Source organism: Butyrivibrio hungatei, from assembly GCF_900101605.1.
GTDB classification, from domain to species: domain Bacteria; phylum Bacillota; class Clostridia; order Lachnospirales; family Lachnospiraceae; genus Butyrivibrio; species Butyrivibrio hungatei_B.
Genome location: NZ_FMUR01000003.1, coordinates 304874 through 325929 on the forward strand (window position 1 = coordinate 304874; position 21056 = coordinate 325929).

The following is a 21056-nucleotide window of genomic DNA, read 5'->3' on the forward strand; positions in this document are numbered from 1 at the left end:
ATAATATTTTCGTATTATTCTTTTACACCACCAAGTGTGAGTCCGCTTACAAAGTACTGCTGCAAGAAAGGATAGATACAGATGATAGGAAGCATCGTAACTATAGATGCAGCTGCACGTATTGATGTAGGTGTAATGGAGCTTGTCGAGTTCTTCATCGACTGAGCTGATGTACTCTGGCTTGTTACAGAAGCAAGGAGTTTCATAAGCTCGTACTGAAGAGTTGTAAGCTTATCACTCATTCTGTTGTAAAGCATAACGTCAAACCATGAGTTCCACTGATATACAGCAACGAAAAGAGCTACTGTAGCATAAACAGGCTTACAGAGCGGTGAAATAATATTAAGGAATATAGTCGTATATCCCGCACCGTCCAGCTGTGCCGATTCCTCGAAACTGTTAGGTATACCGTTCATATATGTTCTTATGACGAGCATATTGAATGCGGATACCATTCCGGGAATTACATATACCCAGAATGAATTTGTAAGGTGAAGTCCCTTGTACAAAAGAAAAACAGGGATCATACCACCATTTACATACATTGTTACTACCCAGAACAATGAAAGGTGTTTTGCAAAAAGGAAATTCTTGCGGCTTACGATAAATGCAAGTATAGCGCAGGCAATAAGCGAAAGGGCTGTTCCCACAACAGTTCTTGCAACCGAAATATATGCACCTACAAGAAGATCGTCCTTCTTAAATACTGTGATGTAGTTCTTGACACTAAATTTTCTTGGAAGAAGGTAAATACCTCCTCTAAGTGCGTCAAGACCATCGTTAAACGAAATAGCAAGTGTATTCAGAACAGGGTAAAGTGTAACTATTACAAACACTGTCATGAATATTGAGTTAAATGTATAGAAAGCAATGTCAGCTTTTGACATCTTTCTTTTCTTGTTAATTGTATTACTCATCGCGCTTCCCCCTTAGAACAGTCTTTCTTCGCCGTGACGCTTGGCGACTTCATTACATATCAAGATCAGAACGATACTGACTGCACTCTTAAATATACCCGCAGCCGTTCCAAGTGAGTAATCCATCTGGCTGATACCCCATTTAAGAACATAGATATCGATTGTCTGGGATACCTTCTGTACAAGTCCGTTACCAAGCAGATACTGAATCTCAAATCCTGCATTAAGGACGTTACCAACATTCATGATAAGAAGAATAATGATTGTTGACTTAATTCCGGGGATGGTAACATATCTGATCTTATCCCATCTTCCCGCGCCGTCGATAGCTGCTGCTTCATACAAAGCAGGATCGATAGCTGTTATCGCAGCCAGATATATAATTGCATTCCAACCTGTTTCCTTCCAAACATTTGCAAAGGCAACGATAGGCCAGAAGTACTTTTCGTGTGCAAAGAAGTTAATGGGCTGTGAAACCAAATGGAATTTGGTAAGAAGCTCATTAACAATACCTGCTCCCGAAAGAGCATCGTGAAGAATACCTGTAACAATGATCCATGAAAGGAAGTGAGGCAGATAAGAGATTGTCTGAACAACCTTTTTCTTGCGCATTCCCTTAATCTCATTTAATAAAATAGCAAATAAAATTGCCATTATAGTTGTAGCTACAAGATTGATAACACCCATTGCAAGAGTGTTTCTGATTACTCTGATATATGTTGCATCGGAAAAAAGAGCCTGAAATTTGGCAAGTCCGATCCATTTTGAATGTAAAATTCCATCCTTTGGCTTATACTGCTGGAAGCCCATAAGCCAGCCTATTAAAGGCGCATAACAGAAAAGGATACCGTATGCAAAAAAGAATAATGACCATACGATAAGAACCCACTGTCTTTTAACTTGTTTGATAAATTCATCTTTCGGCATGCCCAAAAGAGTTTTTTTATTCTGCTGAGCCATATAACCACTCCTCGTTTTCTTCAATTTCCCCAAATTAGATAAATATAGCGGGCATTCTTTTGTGAATACCAAGAAAGCCCGCTATAATCTTAGTTTTACTTAGTTAGTATACTTAGCTGCCTCTGCAATTCTGCGCTCCAACTCAGTCTGCATCTCTGAAAGGAAGTCTTCAGGTTTGCACTTCTTGTAAGCTTCCATGTACTCAGCCCATGCGGAGTCGAAGTTATCTGCCATAACTACCTTAGGAAGGTACTCGTGCTTGCACTCATCCATAAGATTGCTTGCTGTACCGCCGGGTGTTGCTGTAGTCATAGTCTGTGAGAATGTGTACATAGGATACCAAGGTCCGGGAGGAGGTGTTGTTCCAAGCATCTCAACGTATGTCTTAACACCGTATGCCTTGAAGCAGTTCTTGAGGTTATCAGAAAGTCCGTCATAGAACTCTGTCTCCTGCTGCTCAGGCTTCATAGCATTTTTGCCATCTCTGCTTGTTCCTTCCCACTGAGGGAAATATGAATACTCACATTTGTGAGAAGCCTTATATCCTGTATCAGCATCGTTGTCTCTCATTTCCTGAGTCTTTGAATACATTCCGTCGTCGCCAACCTGATAGTCAACGTCCTTAACACCCCAGAATCTGAGATCCATGATTTCCTGACTAAGAAGGTCGTTTACGAACTGAAGTGCACCTTCAACATCCTTACAGCTTGTTGTAACGGCAAGTCCTGAACTTGTGTGTACAATTCCGCCTGAGTTGTGCCACTGGTTCTTCATACCTTCTTCGATTGTGATCGGAAGGGGAACATACTGGCAGCCCTTAGCATCAAGGCCTGCTGCCTTAAGAGCATCACCTGCTGTGTATGCGAAATCCCACCACTGGTCGATCATACCAAGTACACGACCTGTTGAAAGTTTAGCGATGTACTCGTCGTATGTCTGTGTGAATGACTCAGGATCAACGATACCCTTCTTGTACTCTTCGTTGAGCTTCTTGAAGTACTTAACAGCTGTATCTGTTGTGTTGTAGTCAACAATCTTCTTGTTATCTACGTCAACGATAACTGAACCGTCGTTCGGATATCCGTCAAGGAACTGAGGTGCATTCTCAAGACAGAAGTATCTCCAGTCCTCACAAAGAATTGTGTAAGGAATGTTTGCTGTTCCGTCATCCATTGTAGGATTTTCTGCGTAATATTTTTCGATAAGATCAAAATACTGATCCATTGTATGAATCTGAGGATAACCTGCCCACTCAAGAACTCTTGTCTGGATCCAGAAAGCCTCGTCATTATGTGCGCAGGCTCTCTCTTCACCATAGATATTAGAGAACTGAGGGATCCAATAGATGTGTCCATCACTCTGACGAAGTGAATCCCACTCCTGATCTGTGAAGAATTCTTTGATGTTAGGATATTTGTCGATATAATCATCAAGTGCAACAAGTGCGCCTGCCTCATACATCTGTACGGATCCGTCTCCTGCATCTACGAAGTCAGGATATTCACCACCCGCAATAAGAGTACCAACCGCCTCTTCTGCTGTCTGACCAGTAAGCCAAGTTTCTTTAACTTTTACGCCTGTTTTCTCGGCAATGATCTGCTGAATCTCATTATCTTCATTGATTTCAGCATGAGGAACTGAGAAAAATGCTGTAAATTCCTTTACTCCATCTTTTGATCCGGAATTATCAGCCGATGTTCCTTCTGATGAGTTTCCACCCGATCCACACCCTGACAGTGCTGCAAGAATCATGCAGGACGCCATGAGCATGCTAACAACTTTCTTCTTCATAAAAGATATCCTCCTTATTTTTATATAAATAGTTTATAAAAAATTTATATTCAAAACATGGGAGGAAATATATAAAAAGGTAGGACAAATTATTGTTCTTGTTTTCTATACTTTGCCGGGGTACATCCCTTAGCCTCGATAAACTTATTTACAAAGTAATCAACGTCCTTATAGCCCACTTTTTCAGCCACAAGATAGATCTTGTCATCTGTTTTCTTAAGTAAAAGAGCTGCTTCATCAAGCCTGTGTCTGTTTAGATAATCCTTAAAAGAGCATCCGTATTTCTTTCTGAAAAGCTGGCCCAGATATGCGCTGTTTACATAATACTTTTCACTGAGTCCCTTCAAGGTAAGGTTACTTGCGTAATTATTTTTTACCTCTTCTTCAACCTTGGCAAGAACGCCCGTTGAAACATTTTTGCGCAACTGTCCCAGGTATTCGCCGTACTCGCATGCCATCCTGTAAAGATGCGCCTTGGAGCCCCTGCGAATCCCCTGCTCATATACATTTTCCGAGATATTTCTGAGGATTTCCTCCTGATCCACCTCGCTATCCTGCTCACCTGTAATATGGATAAGCTGGAAAAAGAGATAATTGATATTAAGGTTATATGCCTTTCCGGTAATACCTGATTTTTTCATCTCATCATGAAATTCATCAACCTTATGTCTGATCTTGTCTTTCTCATTAAGTTCAATGGCTGAGATAAGCTCATCAAGTTTATTTTTGCAGAGCTGGATTCCCTTATCTTTTATCTGATACTCTTCTTCATAGAAGTAAATGTCTTTTTTCTCCCTAAATCCCTGAAGCGAATGGAGGATGTTCACACTCGTATATGAAGTGGAAATTGATTCAATGCCCGAAACTTCTCTTCCGACAAGCATAACTATCGTAAGTCCGCTTACTCTCTTAAGGTACTTTATCATTTCTTTTAAAAAGACCTCGTCGCTCTGATCCACTTCTTTTCCGATACTGCTCGTATACAAAAAGCCGATATCATAGATATTCTCATCACCAAAACCGTATCTCATAAGAAGATAGTTGTCATTTCCAAGATATTCAGCCGCTATATCATAGAGCTTATCGAGGCGATTGTTCTTCTCATCATCCATAACTTCAAGCTCATCAAGCTCCGGTGCAAGCTCGATACCGACATAACACATATCGTCAGAGGCACTTATCTTAGTGCTCAGATAATCAATATCCTCGTCGCTGTGCTTTCCGCGAAGCACTCTCTTAAGGCTCTGTTCAAAATAGGCTTTTTCAAATCTTTTATTTCGATTTGTCTCTATCTCCTTATCTTCCTTGCTTGCGATCACTTTTTCAACCACGGAGATCAGGCTTTCCTTCTCAACAGGTTTTAAGATATATGCCGAACACTTATGTTTTAAAGCTTCCTGGGCATAAGAAAACTCGGCAAATCCGCTAAGTATCACAAAAGACACGTCATTGCCGGCTTCTCTTATTTTTTTCAAAAGCTCGATTCCGTCCATAACTGGCATCTTGATATCTGCGATAACAAGGTCAAATCCCTGCTCTTCGATCATTTCATAGGCAGTCTTTCCATCCTGCGCGGTATAAACTTCAAAGCCGTAGTCTTCCCAATCAATAAGGACTTTCAGTCCCTGCAAAATAAACGGCTCATCATCAACAAGTAGTACCTTGAACACCTTAAACTCCCTTCTTCAAACATTCCTCAGGAATAACTATCGTTACTATAGTTCCGATTCCTTCTTCCGAATCAATACCAAAAAGAACTTTATCATCAGTGACCATTTTCAGCCGGATGCACGCATTTATCACGCCGACACGGCCTTTTTTCTCAAGCATTGAAATATTCGCTTCCCGCATGTACGTAAGGAGCTTCTCCACCTCTTCTGAGCTCATTCCGTTTCCGGTATCTTCTATTTCAATGACCATATCATTATCTTTTTCATGAACTCTTATGAATATCCAGCCGTTCGAAGCCTTGCTCTCAATTCCGTGAATACAAGCATTTTCTACAAAAGTAACGAGAGTAAGCTTCGGTACAAGATTCTTTTTACAGGATGGTTCTATATCGATCGAATACGAAAGTCTGTCGCCAAATCTGTACTTTTGAAGTTCCAGATAGTTATTTACAAAATCCGCCTCATTCTCGATCGTGGTGTTGTCCTCTTCCCACTCTGTATACTGCCTCTGGAGCTTTGCGAGTCTCTCAACCATGTAGGCGGTTTCCGATTCTTTTTTTATAATGCAGTGCATCCTTATGCTCTCAAGCGCATTGAAAAGAAAGTGTGGATTGATCTGACTGTGAAGCGCAAGTAATTCCGCATGCTGCCTCGTCATTATCATCGTCTGCTCTCTCAGCGTGTAACCGTAAGCAATCCTGTTTATGCGGATAAGCAGAAGAACAGGGAAAAGAATATTAAGCGCGGCAAGGAGAAGCAGGTAGATTCCCCAGCTTTCCCACCAGTTGTACACTTTTGAATCTGAAGCAATAACATATATCTTAAGTAACTGGTTATACACCTGCATATCCATGGTATAACCTATGTTTTCAAGTTCTGACACATATCTGTAGGGCTTTGCCATACTTACATCTTTTCCGTTTGTCAAAAGTATCTTTTCATTGTCACAAAGATATGCGTCAAGATCAAAATTCATATTTACGAGAGTACGGCTGAATTCGCCGTAATTGATATCAATAAGCAGAACGTTTTCGGAGCCGTAATCATAGAAATCCAGCACCTTAAAATAGAAAATTTTTCTCGTGTTCGAGTCCAAACCGACTTGTTTGGTATTATAGTCAAAAAAGAGCCCCGACTTAAGCCCTTTATCTTTCATAAATTTGTACCATGGTTCATCATAGGCTCTTTCCAGCCGCTGAAACTGGGAACCGTTTATCAAAGTGTCATTGTCAATATACAACTTATATGACAGATCGTTCTGAGAAGCCATGACATCTATAAGAGTATCATTGAAGAAAGCCTTATAACTTGTGTAATAATCAAGAGGTGACTCAAACTGCATCTTCATAAAATCATATATATATTTACTCGTATATATACTGTTCGCCACCTTAACGGCACTGTCAATTTCCGCAGCGCAGGCATATTTTACAGCACTCGCCACGTTCTCCATCTCGTGATACTGATTGGTCTTCTCAGTGCGCAGAATCCCCCCTATAACAACGGCGTCAAGGATCGCAAGTGGAATTATAGCAAAAACCAGATACAAAATTATCAGTTTCTTCTTCATAATTGCTATTTTATCATAACTAAGAAATTTTATTGTATATAAAATGATTTTTGCTATAATGTAATGTGAAATTTTGGTTGACGATTGTTTTGAGGAATAAGATCATGGAAAAGAGATTTAGGGATTTTTTAAGACATCTGGACAAGCTTGACTGGGATGTTCTTTCAGATGAAGAGCTCAGAGAAGAACGCGAAGGAATTGAGCTTCATATAAATGTAATGAATCAGGAAATGCTTAAATGCGTTGTAATTTTTTCTGCACTGCTGATATGTTCCAGCATACTTCTCAGTGCTTGCTTCATCAGTAAATCTCAGCTTTGCTTTTTATTTGCAGTAGCTTTTGGCGTTGTCGCCGCTCTTTTTGGAAAAGAGTATTTCAAAAACCGCGATACTATGAATCGGCTTTATTCATTCGCCGACAAAATCGCACAACTTTTCTAAAAAAGAATCTTTCTTTGCGCCTTTGTTGTGTCGAGCTGTGATCATCTGATAATTTATCTCTTGACAGAGCATCGAAAAGTGGGTATTATTAACTACGTTGTTTGCAGGAGTGGCGGAATGGCAGACGCGCATGGTTCAGGTCCATGTGTTGGCAACAACATGAGGGTTCAAGTCCCTTCTCCTGCATTGGATTTCATCCAATGCAATGAGTAAGTTTATAGCTCACAAAAGGGCGTATATATGCGGAAGTGTCGGAATTGGCAGACGAGCAAGACTAAGGATCTTGTGACTGTTTATGTCGTGTGGGTTCAAGTCCCATCTTCCGCACGAAATAAAAAGGATTAACTCGGTCGAGTTAGTCCTTTTTATTTTGTGTGGAAGGGGGACTCTCGCCCGCAGCTTCGCTGCATGGGTTCCGGGATTCTCACTAAGCTAGCTTAAGGAAGTTCTGCTCTCGCTTTGCTCGCCAGAACACGCGACTACTAAACTCGGTAAAACCTCGTTAAGTAGTCACAGCCGCTAAGTGCTCTGCTCAAAGTCCCATTGGCTCCCCGGATAATATAGAAATCAATTTAGAATTCCAATCTCAAATCTTTTCTTTAGCTTCAAGTCTCACATATGCAATCATAAGCCCTATAACAAGAGCTATAACTCCAATAATCATTACAAAGAAAAGTGGAGAATTTTGTTTTAAAAACAAGAATGGTATGCCTATAACTTCAAGTGCTATTGCAAAAACAAGCCATAGGACAGAAACTGCCTTATTATATTTTTTTATATCTTTAACCACCGGTGGCTTTACAAAAGTAAAAAATCCTACTGCTTCTTCAGCTCTGTAAGTAGAAATGGCAATCACAACAAAAGCTAGTGCTACAATGCTCCAGATAACGAATCCAATAACCATCTCAGCTCCTCCTTTTCCTTCATATGAGTAATAAGTCCCTCTACGTAAATAATACTACTTTGTAAAAATTTATTACAAGTTTTTTTGACTTATATTTTTTATACTTGTATAGTCTAAAAAATATAAGTCAATCTGATTACCACTTCATAAATCTACAATTCCCTTTATTATCTCAATATTGAATTCATCATTTATCTGCGCTTCTTTTCCTACATCGATACCCTCTTGGTCAGGTGCACATTCGCCACAGATATCGACTCCAATGACTTCTCTACTATTAAATAGGTCTTTTATGAACGTGATGAGTTCCTCCTTAGTCATCTCACCCTGATCCCAGTTTGTCACAAGCTCTTCTCTTCTGACAACATCTTTATCAATTGATAAGAATACCGGATACTGAGTTTCGGGAAGCTTGTCTCTGACATCTGAAACATCATAAAATGACACACGCTTTGCGTCATTTTTATCCAGCTTTTCTATGAGATTTCTGTCTGCTCCGATTACATGGATATCTTTAACATATGGATTATTCTCAATAACTCTCATAACCCATCCGCCGCAGGATAATATATCCCCGAACATCGGTGGCTGCATATCGGGATGATGATCTAAGACAACAAGAGAAAAGGGCTCTTTTATCATATCTGTAATTATCGCGGACATATAATGATAATTTCCCGAATCAATAAAGTGGATTCCTTTGGCAAAAGCAGCAAATCTTTTGTTTTCATCCGCATCTTTCGTCATTTCAAAAGCTTTTTCGCTTATTCTCTTTTTTATCTGCGCGATTGCCTCATCATCACACATGCAATTCGTTCCCGGAATATCTCTGCAATTTATAATACAAAAATGAGAGCTTTTATCATTTTGATAAAAGCTCTCCTCATTATATATTCCAGAAAAATCAAATACTGTAATGTTATCGTTCATACTGTAAATGTGTACCCTCATCTGGAAAGATCGGTAAGATGTATTATCGCATCGCTTCCTACCAGGCGATCTCCATGCTCTCTGACATACATCGCTTCCGTCGCGTTAACCACAAGCATATTTGAATACTCAACTCCTGCCCTTCTGAGATCGTATATAACGCTCTCATCCGATGACAAAAGTCCCAATATCATATAATAGCCCTCTTCAAGTTTGTATAAAGAAGAATCTACTATAGGAAGTTTCTGAACCACTTTTGAAAAACGCTTGGCTTCATCAAAAGTATCAAATTCAACCATGTACTCCGCATACTCTGAAAGTGGTTGATAGCTGGTCTCAGGAGTTTTTGGTGTTTCCTCCGGAAGAGTGTAGAGCTTATCTCTGCCGTAAATCCTGTTTATCGCATCGCTGACGTTTGTTATAACTTCGTTCAGTGCAATACCTTTATCTCTGCCATTCTTCGACTTGATCTCATCAATCTTTTCCTGTGTAAGAATTCTGAGAACAGTCTCTGCTGCTCCTTTAATGCGATCAGATGCTGTCTGTATATCTTCGTTGCTCATCTTAACCGCAAAAATTCTGATACTGCCATCCATCATCATGTTCTTGCTCATCATCATGACCTCAGTCTCGGGATCGTATCCAAGCTGCTGTCCGACTTCTTTATTCAGCTTAGCAAAAAAAGATGATGTATTTTCCGCACCGTTAATAACTGCTTCGGGAGTAAGTCCGATTTCATGAAGCTCTGATGCGGCAATGCTACATTCTACAGTTGTATCATTCATTTTTACTATGATCATCACGCATCAACTCCTCTCCATGGATTCTTTGTACTGTCATTATATAATGTAACATTAGCACTGTCCACAATAGAGTGCTAAAATCTTTATTAACTCTATAAAATATAAGGAAACGCAGAATAAATCAATATTTCCTTAGGTTATCTAGGTGATACACCTTCTATATCGGATTGATGCGTATAAAAATGTAGTTGCTTTATTTTTGTTTTATTTACGTTTTCTGATATGTTTACTTTCTTCGGCAGCCTTTATGACATCAGGCACTTCTCCAACCTGTGATGCCTCTCCGGTCGACTCACAGCGGATAGTTACTCTGTTGGCTCCGCCTATAGTACATGTGAAAAGAGTAAGATCCCAGTCTCCGGACTCCATCTTCTCCGTATCATATGCTCCCAGCGTCTCCATGTTTGATACCTGGAAATAAAAGCTTCTGCCATTCATATCAGTAACGATCACTCTGTCACCCGTCTTAAGTTCTTTAAGCTTACCAAAGTGCTCTATATAATTATGACCTGCGACAATAAGATTGTTTTCGTATACAGATCCCATGTATCTACATACCGAAACCCTTGCATTATCATTGCTCCACTCGTTTTGAATAGGAAGTAAAAGACCAAGACTCGGTATTTCCACTGTTCCTATAAAACTTCTTCCGTCAACGTCTACTATCGGCATGTCTCCGGATAATTCAGGCTCAATAACCCTTCCCGGCATCTGTTCGATAACACCGGTCAAAAGGCTGTCAGATGCTGCTCCGGCTTCTGCATTTTCGTCAAAATTGTTCTTAATTATAAGCGCAGCTATGAAAATAAGCACCGCACCAAAAAACATATAGAGATAACCTGGAATCTTTTTCAATTTATTGCCCCTCACATTTTTTATATAGTATTACCCCATGAGTTTTATCCCATGGGGTATATACGTGTATTAAATATTTCTGTTCCTTCTGATTCCCTTTACTATAAGTGCAACACCTACAATAATAAGTATGGGAAGAGGCCACCACAACTGACCTGTCTGTGGAAGTCTTCTTGCACCCAAAACAGCAGGAAGCTCGCTGAGCTTTCTTACTGCACCGAGAACATCAGGAAACTCTGTAGCGCCGCCGTCTCCGTGGCCGCCATTATCCTCTTCATGGTGTTCATCACCGCCCGGAGGTGGACCAGCAGGTGGAGTATACGTATTAGTAATTGTATAGATCTCCGATGCCACATCTCCGTTATATGTCTTAGACTCAGAAATTGAAGCGCTGTATCCTGAATCTGAAGGCAACACTTCTTCAAAAGACCATGTATTGCCGGGCTTCTCTGTCCAAGCATATGTCCAATTATTTGAATCATTAAGATTAACTGTCTGATAAAGTTCGTTATTCTTAATGATCTTAACATCTATGGAAGAAGGACGTCTGTCTGAATATCCCTCATCGCTCCATCTCTTATGAAGCTCAAGATCAACCATTCTGTCGAACTTCTCACACTTAGTGCCTGCCTGTGCATCATATACCCACTTGTCACTATCATCAAGCTGAGGTACAGATACCAAGAATGGCGCAAAAACATATGTATTTTCAGTTTCCTGATAGTTATCGGCACTTACAAGATAAATACCAAGCTCAAGACCGCTGAACTTAACCTGACCATTTGCTGAAACAGCTGTCTGATCCGGCTGATGCTCGCTTACAGCATACTGCAAAACATCATCTAAGATCTGTTTCCACTCCTGCTGTGCTTTGGCTTCATCTGTAATACCGCTCAGATCCTTTATTGAGGATCTGTCGATATATCCCGCATCAAGCTCAAATGAACCTCCCTCGGTAGCACTTGCGATCTTGTAGATGCGTGAATTAACACCGTCAAACATCTTGTCTTCGCCAAAATTGTATGTCACACTCAATGAACCCGATCTTGATGTGTCAATACTCTCTCTGGCCTGAACTGCCAAAGATGACTGACTGAAAACCATAATCGCAGCCGTGAGTGTAGCCACTGTACGGCTAATTACTTCTCTTACCTTAATCATAAAACAAATACCTCGTAGAGCAATTATCCTTGCTTTGCTCCCTTTACCCTTTTAGGCTTTGACGTCCTAACAAGAAATACTATAAAAGCTATAAAAAGAATCGGTGCTCCGATGAACGGTGCCACTACCATGTTATTGTACCTTAAGGCATCTGCCGGCACTATAAGTCTTGATTCCTCGCTATAATCAACACGCTTACCTCTTACAAGCATCCTGTGAGTATTTACTCCGTAAGGAGTACAAGTAACAAGCGTGACGAATTCTTCATTATCGACTATTGCAAGATCATTGGTCTCCTCCGGAAGAACAATGTTTATCTTATCAATCTGATACGCAAAAGTCTGGTCTAAAATATGAAGTAAAAACGTATCCCCGACAATCATTTGATCGAGGTCAGAAAAAAGCTTAGAGGACGGAAGTCCTCGGTGTCCCGAAAGGACTGCGTGTGTACTTTTAGTTCCGGTGGGAAACGATGTTCCCTCCAAATGTCCTATACCAACCTGTAAAACCGATTCGTCGGTCCCATGATAAATTGGAAGGTTGACCCCTATATTCTCAATTTCAATATATCCGATTATTCCTGTTCCGGATACATTAAGAATCCTATTGTACTCTTCCCTTTCTTCATCAGAAAGATCAAAATTTAGAGCTTTTTTAGCAAGTTCTTCATTATACGCCTTTGCTTCGCTCCACATCTTTGAATAATCTTCTTCGGAAATGTTATTAACCATTTCCTCGTAGTTAGAAATTGCTCTGCTCTGATTTCGCGAATTGATATAATTACTTACTGAAGGATATAAAAATATACCTAGTCCGGCGATAAATATCAATCCAAATATTATATTGGGTATTTTTTTCTTTAGGTTCTTCTTCATCTAAGCAATTCTTATCTTTTCACCATATCGGTTATTTTTCTAAGAATCTTTAGGATTATGAATATACATATTCTTCAAGGGAAGTAACCTTCCCTCGAAGAATACTGTTATCCAACTAATTCAACAAGATTCAAAACAATTAAACTTTTTCATCCCTTGTATATTATATTATTCAGCGTCAGCTTTTCTGCGAACGATGAAGTATGCGATTCCGGCAATAACAAGAATTCCACCGATGATGTAGAAGATTGTTGTACCGATACCACCTGTGTGAGGGAGTGTAAGACCTGTTCCGTCCTCAACCGTTGCAGTCTGAACTGCTCCTGTATTGGAAGAAGTTGCTACTGTTACCTGCTGTGCATGCTTATGATTACCTACAGTGCTCTCAAGAAGGTTGTAACCCTGAGGAGCCTGTGTCTCTTCAAGAATATAATTCTCTGCATTAAGACCTAAGATTGTAAGAGGTGCTTCAGCAACAGTTACGATTGCATCAACCGATCCATCGGGATCTACCTTGTACTCAGTATCTGAAACCTTTGTGAACTTAAGCTGTGTATCACCGCTCTCTCTGTATACCTTAAATTCTGCTCCGGGAAGAACCTTTCCTGACGCATCACCTCTAGCGATCTTCTTGATCTGAAGAGGATATGTCATTGTCTTTGTTGTAACATGAGTTGTCTCTGTTCCGTTACCATAGATGAGGAAAGCTTCGTTGATGTTTTCCTCAGATGCGATAACCGCATCCTTGTTAACTACTGCCTGATATGTAACAGTTGCAGTTGTATCAGACTTAGGTTCACCCTCAAATGTAATCTTGAATCCCTTATTTCCGTTCTCGTCAACATAAGCATTGTCGATGCTGAAACCAAGAGAACTGTCTGAGAAAGAAACATTGCTGTCCTGAACATCTACAAGTGTAAGTCCGGGTGTCAATGTATCAACGATGGCATAGTTCTCACCGCCAATCTTAAGATCTGCTTCAACAGTGAACTCTACTGTATCACCGATCTGTGCATCATTTCCTGTCTTATCACCGTAAACTGTTGACTCATTTGTAGCAGTATTAACATGCTTTCTGATTTCAGGAACGCTGTTCTTCTCCTGAATACCTGCGTTAGGAGTTGTTGTATCAACTGCTACGGCACTACCAAGTGATGAATCTACTACATAGTAACCATATTCACTAACTGAAATTGTAGCTACGCCATCTTCTGAAGCTGTTGTTGAACCGTCATTTGAGATTCCGTTAGCCTTTGCGTAAGCAAGTACAGCCTTACCAAAAACCTTAGCCTGTTCTGCTGAAGTAAGTCCTGATGTATCAAGGATATCATTATCACCAACCTCGAAGAATGAACTCATTGCTACACTGTTTCCATCATCACTGTATGTGTATGAAGGAAGACCTGAAAACTTAGCTGCAAGCTTGTAAATACCACCTGCATCGGCATTTGCTTCATCAGCAGGTACAAAGTCAAATACGCGGTAAGCGTCATATGTCTGTCCTGCTATTGCATTAGTAATTGTAATTGTTCCGGCAGCCGCATAGGCTGTGATTGCCATTCCAAGTACCATCGCGGATACAAGGAATCCTACTATCAGTTTCTTGATTCTATTCATCTTCTTCTCCTTCTTTGAATCTTGTGTCAGTTTATTTTTTTATAATGTCGTTCAATATATATCCGATGCAAATGAGCACCTGTTTTAAAGCATTTCTGCTCTAAATCCATATTGCTAAAAATCAATTATTCAAAGTTCTCAAGACTCCTCTTTTTCTTCAGATTCATCTTTCTTTTTACGTATGTTGTATGCACTTCCTCCAAGAACTGCCGTCAAAGCCGTTCCAAGACCTATTGCAAGAATAGGGAACTCACCGATTCCACCTGAGTTAGGAAGAACGTTTCCGCTTCTTTCGTTAGCAACTACAAGTGTAACGCTACCGCCCTCGCCGTATACTTCTGACCACTCTGTTGAAGTCATGGTCTGTGCATCTTTGTTATATGCGTAGTATGTGATCTTAGGAGCCTGGCGATATTCTACAGCACCTGTAGAATCGCACTCTACAATGTAGTACCTTCCAAGTCCCGGTACAGGTACTTCCGCTGTCCACTCGCTACCATAGCTAAGAGCTATAGGTCCTTTTACGAGTTCCGGTGATCCACTACCATTTGACTGATAAAGGTTAACGAATACGGTTCCGAAATCCTTTGTTCCGTTGTAAGGAACATCTACACCATTAAGAGTCCAGCTCTTTCTAATCTTGATGTACGGATCGTTTGTAAGTTCTACTCTTACATTTCCGCTTTCGTCATATGTTACTGTTACATCTGTAAGCTTGTATCCGTTTACTGATGATACTGCTTCATCTGCTTCGGAAGACTGTGAAATAACATTTCCGGCAGCATCTTTAGCTACAGTCTTAACGGCATTCAATCTTACAAGCTCAGAGCCGTTGTTGTAATACTCTTCAGCAACATATTCATATTTGTTTCCGTTTGCATCACATGTCTCAAGTTCATCAATTACATACTCATTTGAGCTGATCTTTCCGCCATGATCGCTGCAATCGGAAGCGCTGATAACAACATCCTTATAATCTTCGAGTTCGCCGCCTTCTATGTGTCTCTTGATCTTGACGGTTACATCGAAAATACCGTTTGTTGAATTCTGCTTCCAGTTCTTAACAAGTACAAGTTTTACAGATGACTTGTTATAGAAACCTGCCTTATCTTCAGGTACTGCAGTCGAATCATTGCACTGATCCACAATACCTGCACAGCTGTCGGGACTTGCAAGAATTGCTTCCGCTGTTGCCTTATCTGTGATTCTGTAATATGTCTTGTTAAGGTTCTCACCGTCAACATAATAGTCAATCTTTGCTACAACAATTGACTTATCAAGAACTGTCTGCGTAGTATTTGAAGCATCTGCAGAACCTTCACCGAATACATAATAGTATGTATTACCATGTTCAAGTCCCCAAGCTACCGCATCAACAGGATACTCAATCTTGCTTCCGTTGTTGGTGATGCTGCTCATAGATGCAGGATACTTTCTTCTGTCTCCGCCTTCTACCGTTCTTGATCCGTTAGCGTCAGTCTTTACAAGTCTTACCCAGAAGTTGAACTTAAGGTTATTATCCTGAAGCGGACTTCCGTTAAGGAACTTTGTAAGACCAAGGTCAAAGTTCTGTATCTTCTTATTGTTGAAGTTGATATTATCTTTTATTTCATTCTTAAAATACTTCTTATCGAATCTTGTATTAAGCTTATTAGCTTCATCTGCATTTATCTTGTAATATGAAATGCCCTTAATGGCTGCATCGCCCTGGCCTTCTTCATACTCAACCTTTGCAAGAAGAGCCGAAGTATCCTTAATATAAGTACCTGTTGTATCATTCTCAGTAAACATGAAGTAATATACATTGCCCTTACCATACTCCATACCTACTGACTGAGGATCGTCTATTGTATAGCTGATCTTATCAAAATCATTATGTATATCATTAGAAAGCGTCTGCCATCCCTTGTTCTTCTCATCATATTTCTTCAATGTGAATGAGAATACGTCCTCTGCTTCAGGAGTCTTGCCATCAACAAGCTTTCCAACCTTAAGTTCTACAGGAACACGTGTTGCATCTGTGTTTGTAATTGTTGTTGAAGCCATCATGCTAAGATGCTTTCTGACAACCATCTTGTGAATCTCACATCTCTTGATAACACTATTTGCGATGATTGTTCCACTGTATGATCCTGTACATTCAACAGTACATTTTGGTGCTACAAGAGCTCCCGATGAAATATCTACATTAAGCTTTCCTTCATAAGGAACATATCGTGAACACTTATCAACTACAGGGTTAAGAACTATCTGGTTTGCAACTTCACTCCAGTCACCTGTTCCCAAGCCGTTAACCTTGATCTTGTTAAATGTATATGAACGAACATTTGTAAGATCTACGTTAATAACAAGGAGCTTACTTCCAACACTAAATCCCTGATTTACAGCATAGTTATCTTCATTCTTATTAAAGTAATATCTTGTAAGATCCGAACAAAGGTTTCCGCCATCTGTTGCTATAACGTTTGCAACTTCAACACTTCCGTTTGACTTAGCAAGTGCAATTTCACTTGCAGCATTCGTCGCTTTTGAAAGTAAATTGTCAATATTAACGGGGAACTCTCCGTTAAAGGTATATTCCAGATACTGGCTTCCGCTACTTGCACGATGATCGTAAGTAACACATCCGTACGCTCCGCCGGACTTCTTATAATAAATTGTTGCTCCGTCAATATGCTGGATCAGTCTTCCAATCTGTTCTCTTGTTCTGCCGCCGATATTCTCAACAAAGTTGTCGGTATATAACGCCATACTGTCATTTAAGCCATCAAATCCGTTAGCGCCGTAAGTAACAGTATACGATCCATACTTTTCATTGTTCTTTACCGGCTTTCCGCCTTCTTTGTCAAGCTCAAAGACATACAATCTGGGAGAATTCTGTCCCAAGAGTTTGTAATCTAATGTCTGAGATCCCTTACCATCGGCACCTGTTGTAATGCTAAAGTCGCTTCCCTGAATTTTTCTGGTTCCCTCAGCATCCTGATATACCGCGAAGAAGAACTTTCCGGCCTTCTTTGCACCGTTTACAACTTTATTTACTGTAATCTTATAATCGCCAATTTTCTGATATGTCTGTGTCGAGTTACCAATTGTATAGTCTTGAATATTTTTAATATTTTTAACGGCTACATTTGCTTCACTGTGATTGTTACATCCGTCGTAGTTGTTTGCAACAACACCGAAGTATGTAGAATCACCGAGCATATCTATGATCTCGTTTGCGGAATAGTCCTTTGTTCCCACCCAGGAACGTCCGTTCGCGCTCTTTATAACACCGAAAACACAGAACGAATCAGTCTGGAATGAAACATTATCACTTGAATCGCTAAGATCGACTTTTCCGTCGTCAAAAACTTCTACCTGAATATCATTTGCCGAAATACTTGTAGCTTCACTTGTCGAATCAAACTTCTCTTTTACTTCATCTGTAAGAGGAAGGTGTACTATAGTAACATCCTCTGAATTGTCTGTATCAAGATCTGCAGAGATCTTGTTGTTTGTATACTCAATAGAAACAGAAGCTGTTCCATCTGTAAGATCGTACTCAACATTATCAAGAAGGAATGCTATATCAAGAAGTACAGTATTCTTCTCATCAAATTCTAAAGCCGCTGCGTCTTCTTCTCCGCCTTCACCGGCAATCTCACCTGCCTTGCTGTTAAGTGCGGCAAGATAAGCATCGTAATTATATCCCTTTGTATTGCGCTCAACTTCTGTAACTGTAAGCTCAATACCCTCAGGAAATACATCAGGCTTGGTAAGTACAACCTTAACCTTTGCATCACCATCCGAGTAAACAAACTCTGTCTTTGTATTTGCCGGATAGTATACAAGATCAAGCTCTGTATCCTCTTCAAGTTCTCTAACTTCGCCATCGGCAGTTGTCACCTTATAAATTGCATGCTCAACTGTTTCGCCGTTAACGTCGGTAAGAAGTGAGGCGCTGTCCTTATTTTCTGCGCCCTTTGCAGATGCGGCAAACTCTTTGGTCTCTTTCTCAACCTTTACGATCTCTTCATCATCGATGACCGCTTTATTAAAGAAATAACCCTCAAAATTCTTGGCATCCTTTTTGATATCAAAGGAGTCTGTGATAGAAAGTTCTTTTGATTCCGCAATCTCTTTGTCATGTGAATCCACATATTTAACTGTTACGATCACATCTTTGTAATCTTCAATGGATTCAATAGAAGATGCTTCTGTAGATGCTTCGGTAGACATCTCAGATGATGCCGTACTTGCAGCGTCCGATGCTTCTGTTGATGCAGTAGAAGCTAAAACAGATTCGGCTTCTTCCTCTTCTTTAACGGTTGTTCCATTGGTAGCGGCACTATCAGCAGTGTTTTCCTTGTCAGCTTCTTCAACTTTTTCAGCTTCCTCAGTCTTCACTTCCTCGCTATCGTCCTTATTCTCCACAATGGAATCATCAGAGTTGTTTTCACCATCGGGAGTGGCATTTTCTTCAACGGTAGTTTCCTCAACTTCTTCGTTACCGCTTTCGTCAGATCCGTCGTCGGTATCGTCCCCGCTGTCGTCGCCCTCCTGATTCATCTCTTCGATCAAACCGCTCTCAAAATCGTCATCAGCCGTTTCCATTACAAGACCAACTGACTGTGCTCCCTCTTCAGTCATCGCAGCAGCAGGTTTGTTAAGCACATACAATGTGATAGAACCTGTAATGATTGCAACGCATAAAACAAAAGCAAGCCATTTCTTGTAATTCTGATGCTTTTTGATGTAGTTTTCTGCGCGGTGTTCATAAGCTTTGCGCATATCTCTTATCCTCTTACCCTTTTACCCATTATTGTCTGCTAGTTACATGTTTAGCTTAAAGTCCCCCGAATTTGTTAAACGGATAAACTCTAAACACAACCTTCCCGATAAGTTGTTCCTTGGTCACACATCCGACTACACTGCTTCGTGAATCAATTGAAGCACTTCTGTGATCTCCAAGTACAAAATACCTGTTTTCCGGGACCTGATATGGAAATGTCAGGTCAGTCGGCTCAAAACTCTTTTCTACATACGGCTCATCAAGTATTTCCCCATTTACAGATACATTGCCGTCTGCGTCGAGATTGATCCAATCTCCGGGTGAACCCACGACTCTTTTTACCAAAACTTTGTTGTTGTAGTAAAAAGCTATCAGCTCTCCGGGTTCGAATGATGTTCTAGTATAAGCTACCACCAGATCTCCGGTTTCCAGTGTCGGCGTCATACTATCTCCTGTTACTTTTAATACTGCTATGAAAAAGCTGGAAACAAGAACTGCAAGTGCCGCGACTACAACGACTACTATCAATGTATTTCTCAACACTTTCTTGTATTCCTTTTTGCTATTTTCCCTTTTCAGTTCACTTTTCAACTGATCCAGAGAAGGTTTAACCTGCTCCTGCTGATCCTGAGAAGGATTTGCCTGTTCTTTTTTTTGTTTACCCATCTGTGCTCTCAGTCTTTTTCTCTTTTATATATCCTAGGCTTTTCTATTGCGCCTGAGTATGCTTCACCACGAGTCATCGGTCTACCCAAGGTTCCTGTGTAAGCCTCTTCATGTGTTCTGGCTCTTTCTATGGAGCCTGTGCGAGCCAACCTTTGTGCAACTGCCTTTTCCACAGCTTCATTGACCTTTGCATCTATGTTCTGCATCTGCGTCTTCTCATACATTGCCATTCTGAGCTTACTTTCTTTAATGCCCTTCATAAGCTCTTTGTACTCGGCTTCCGCATTCTTCTTAACATTATCAACATAGATGTTGGCTGCTCTCTGAGCTGCTTCCATAATGCCGCCCAACTGAATGGACGCTTCGGCGAGTGACTGCGAGTTTTCAATCTTCTCAAGTGCATCGTCAACCTGCTGCTGTAGCTCCGCTTTTTCTCTGGCGAGCCTTGCTTTCAGACCGGTTATGTCCTTGTCGAACTTCTCCTGCATCTGATTCTTCTGTTCATTGAACTTGGCTCTCATCTGTGCCTTTTCTTCGTCGAAACTCTTTAACAGGTTACTTCTTTCTTCTGCAAGTTCCTTAAGAAGTTGTTGTTTCTCTTTCTCGACTTCTTCTTTAATTTCTTGTTCACGCCTCTTAGCTTCGTCGGCTTCTTCCGAGAAGTTGATCATCATCTCCAGAAGTTCCGCTCTGCTTAATTTCTTTAAATTGACCTCTGCCATTCTCTGTCCCTATACTCTTGCTATTGTTGAGGAATCTCATACAAGTTATCGGTTGCAACGTAAATATAATAAATTAAGATATCGTGCATCCAACCCCAGCGGTCTTCGCATGATACCTTAAATGATTTAATAATTATCAGGCAACCGCAAAGCTCTAGAAGTCAGTGTCGATGAAATTACGTTTCCTTAGTACGCATCAAAAAAACCTACGATGGTTCATCCTTGAACATAATTCGTACCGTAACTTGCATAAAATTAGACCGTCTGTAAAAGCGCAGCTCGGTCTTCATTTTGGCGCTATTAACCCAGCGCCAGCAACTGGCTGTCTGTCACATACGTGATTGAGACCCTCTAGCTTTGCGTCACCGCCTTCCGGCGGCTTTGCCTTTTATTTTGCTAAG

Annotated in this window: 16 protein-coding genes, 2 tRNA genes and 1 riboswitch; of the genes, 3 read left to right on the forward strand and 15 right to left on the reverse strand. The window is 40.5% G+C overall.

Annotation, left to right across the window (positions count from 1 at the left end; genetic code table 11):
- Nucleotides 1–14 precede the first annotated feature (14 nt).
- The 5 genes from BLP87_RS01350 to BLP87_RS01370 all read right to left on the reverse strand — a co-directional run bounded on the left by BLP87_RS01350 (nt 15) and on the right by BLP87_RS01370 (nt 6908).
- Nucleotides 15–887 carry a carbohydrate ABC transporter permease gene (locus BLP87_RS01350; RefSeq protein WP_051198972.1) on the reverse strand — a complete coding sequence of 291 codons (873 nt, stop codon included), beginning with the start codon at nt 885–887 and terminating at the stop codon, nt 15–17.
- A 42-nt stretch (nt 888–929) separates the two neighbouring features.
- Complete coding sequence (locus tag BLP87_RS01355) at nt 930–1877, reverse strand: ABC transporter permease (RefSeq protein ID WP_026667515.1); 948 nt, start codon at nt 1875–1877, stop codon at nt 930–932.
- 99 nt (nt 1878–1976) lie between these two features.
- Nucleotides 1977–3668, reverse strand: coding sequence for a type 2 periplasmic-binding domain-containing protein (locus BLP87_RS01360; protein ID WP_074461096.1), 1692 nt, complete (start codon nt 3666–3668; stop codon nt 1977–1979).
- An 89-nt stretch (nt 3669–3757) separates the two neighbouring features.
- A complete protein-coding gene (locus BLP87_RS01365) occupies nt 3758–5338 on the reverse strand; it encodes a response regulator transcription factor (protein ID WP_074461097.1) in 1581 nt (526 codons plus the stop codon).
- A gap of 1 nt (nt 5339) precedes the next feature.
- The gene (locus tag BLP87_RS01370) at nt 5340–6908 is read right to left on the reverse strand and encodes a sensor histidine kinase (protein WP_074461098.1); all 1569 of its coding nucleotides are present in this window, start codon (nt 6906–6908) and stop codon (nt 5340–5342) included.
- Between the two features lie 104 nt (nt 6909–7012).
- Here BLP87_RS01370 and BLP87_RS01375 point away from each other — a divergent pair, with 104 nt between their 5' ends.
- From BLP87_RS01375 to BLP87_RS01385, 3 genes are all read left to right on the forward strand, one after another.
- Nucleotides 7013–7348 (forward strand): hypothetical protein, encoded by a 336-nt coding sequence (locus tag BLP87_RS01375; RefSeq protein WP_074461099.1) that lies wholly within the window; start codon nt 7013–7015, stop codon nt 7346–7348.
- Nucleotides 7349–7451: 103 nt separating this feature from the next.
- Nucleotides 7452–7534 (forward strand) — tRNA-Leu (locus BLP87_RS01380).
- 56 nt (nt 7535–7590) lie between these two features.
- Nucleotides 7591–7675, forward strand: a tRNA-Leu gene (locus BLP87_RS01385).
- A 259-nt stretch (nt 7676–7934) separates the two neighbouring features.
- Here the strand turns inward: BLP87_RS01385 and BLP87_RS01390 are convergent.
- From BLP87_RS01390 to BLP87_RS01435, 10 genes are all read right to left on the reverse strand, one after another.
- Nucleotides 7935–8252, reverse strand: coding sequence for a hypothetical protein (locus BLP87_RS01390; RefSeq protein ID WP_074461100.1), 318 nt, complete (start codon nt 8250–8252; stop codon nt 7935–7937).
- 144 nt (nt 8253–8396) lie between these two features.
- Nucleotides 8397–9182, reverse strand: coding sequence for an arginase family protein (locus tag BLP87_RS01395; RefSeq protein WP_176756582.1), 786 nt, complete (start codon nt 9180–9182; stop codon nt 8397–8399).
- Between the two features lie 17 nt (nt 9183–9199).
- The gene (locus tag BLP87_RS01400; protein WP_074461102.1) at nt 9200–9982 is read right to left on the reverse strand and encodes an adaptor protein MecA; all 783 of its coding nucleotides are present in this window, start codon (nt 9980–9982) and stop codon (nt 9200–9202) included.
- Between the two features lie 207 nt (nt 9983–10189).
- Nucleotides 10190–10840: a sortase gene (locus tag BLP87_RS01405; protein ID WP_074461103.1), complete on the reverse strand. Its 651-nt coding sequence runs from the start codon at nt 10838–10840 to the stop codon at nt 10190–10192.
- A 69-nt stretch (nt 10841–10909) separates the two neighbouring features.
- Nucleotides 10910–12001 carry a Cna B-type domain-containing protein gene (locus BLP87_RS01410; protein ID WP_074461104.1) on the reverse strand — a complete coding sequence of 364 codons (1092 nt, stop codon included), beginning with the start codon at nt 11999–12001 and terminating at the stop codon, nt 10910–10912.
- Nucleotides 12002–12024: 23 nt separating this feature from the next.
- Nucleotides 12025–12876 (reverse strand): class C sortase, encoded by an 852-nt coding sequence (locus BLP87_RS01415; RefSeq protein WP_074461105.1) that lies wholly within the window; start codon nt 12874–12876, stop codon nt 12025–12027.
- Nucleotides 12877–13044: 168 nt separating this feature from the next.
- Nucleotides 13045–14493 carry a SpaH/EbpB family LPXTG-anchored major pilin gene (locus tag BLP87_RS01420; RefSeq protein ID WP_074461106.1) on the reverse strand — a complete coding sequence of 483 codons (1449 nt, stop codon included), beginning with the start codon at nt 14491–14493 and terminating at the stop codon, nt 13045–13047.
- Nucleotides 14494–14631: 138 nt separating this feature from the next.
- The gene (locus BLP87_RS01425; protein ID WP_074461107.1) at nt 14632–19266 is read right to left on the reverse strand and encodes a hypothetical protein; all 4635 of its coding nucleotides are present in this window, start codon (nt 19264–19266) and stop codon (nt 14632–14634) included.
- Between the two features lie 55 nt (nt 19267–19321).
- A complete protein-coding gene (lepB, locus tag BLP87_RS01430) occupies nt 19322–19933 on the reverse strand; it encodes a signal peptidase I (RefSeq protein ID WP_074461108.1) in 612 nt (203 codons plus the stop codon).
- A gap of 8 nt (nt 19934–19941) precedes the next feature.
- Nucleotides 19942–20655, reverse strand: a complete 714-nt coding sequence (locus BLP87_RS01435) for a hypothetical protein (RefSeq protein WP_074461109.1) — start codon at nt 20653–20655, stop codon at nt 19942–19944.
- 310 nt (nt 20656–20965) lie between these two features.
- Nucleotides 20966–21051, reverse strand: a riboswitch (cyclic di-GMP riboswitch).
- Nucleotides 21052–21056: the final 5 nt, after the last annotated feature.